Here is a 940-nt window from a genome sequence, read left to right on the forward strand (position 1 = left end):
ATATTAATATTTTATGCTGAATATAAAAATATTTTAGAGCACTTACTTAATATTTTGATTTTCATAATATTCTGCTTTTATAGAATGGTAAATGAATTTAATTTCCAGTATTACTGCTATTATCTGTAGTTGTTTTTGTTAAGGTTAATGTAATGTCAGATACATATTTTATAATATTAGGCTTGCAACCAATAGCATCTTCATATCCTGATGCATAGTATCCATTTTGCACCTCAACAGTTTCTGTATATATAGAAACATCTGTTCCATTATCTGTTACAGGTAGTTCGAACTGGTATTTTCCTTCAGCATCTGTTATTGTTTCAAAGGTTTTAACTCCCTGAGCTGCTGAACCTTGTGTTACTAAATCAGAATAGCTGATTTCTGCATAAACTTTGATATTTGTACCAGCTTTATCTTTTCCGGTTCCATCATTTAAAATAACCTTACCTTTTACTGTCGCTGTTTTTCCGTAGTTGATTTCCAGTTCAGTCTGTTTGTTACATCCTGTCAAAGCAATGGCAGCTGCTGCCAGCATTGAGAAAAAGAATTTAAGTCTCATAGTATAAATTGTTTTTAAAGTTTAGTGCAGTTAAGGCCGCACATATCGCCTTGGTTAATTTTAATGGTTTATGCGAATGTATTAATAAATTTATTAAAAACAAAATATTTATGCGAAAATCTTTAATCTTTTTATGATATGACAAAAAATATGTTGTTTCTACATATGAAATAGCATATTAATTATAATGATTTAGTCAGGTGAATTTTGATTAGAAGTCATGTGTATATATTATACAATGAAATGGAATCTTTATTTGCCAAACGATAATCCCTTAACTTGTATTTAGGTTTTATTTAATTATAAACGGACAAAAAATATCGTAGCTTTTATGTACATTTGTAACCTAAATTTTTTAAATCTATTTTATATCACAAG

General features: G+C 28.2%; 1 protein-coding gene. It reads right to left on the reverse strand.

Features of this window, described 5'->3' with window-relative positions; translation table 11 throughout:
- Positions 1-97 precede the first annotated feature (97 nt).
- Positions 98-562, reverse strand: coding sequence for a hypothetical protein (locus QZ379_RS12055; protein WP_291565163.1), 465 nt, complete (start codon positions 560-562; stop codon positions 98-100).
- Between the last annotated feature and the right edge of the window lie 378 nt (positions 563-940).

The sequence above is a fragment of the Bacteroides sp. genome (genome assembly GCF_019417265.1).
Classification (GTDB): domain Bacteria; phylum Bacteroidota; class Bacteroidia; order Bacteroidales; family Bacteroidaceae; genus Phocaeicola.

Excerpts from the sequence above, each read along its gene's own strand:
- QZ379_RS12055 (WP_291565163.1), bottom strand. The coding sequence starts at position 562 with ATGAGACTTAAATTCTTTTTCTCAATGCTGGCAGCAGCTGCCATTGCT.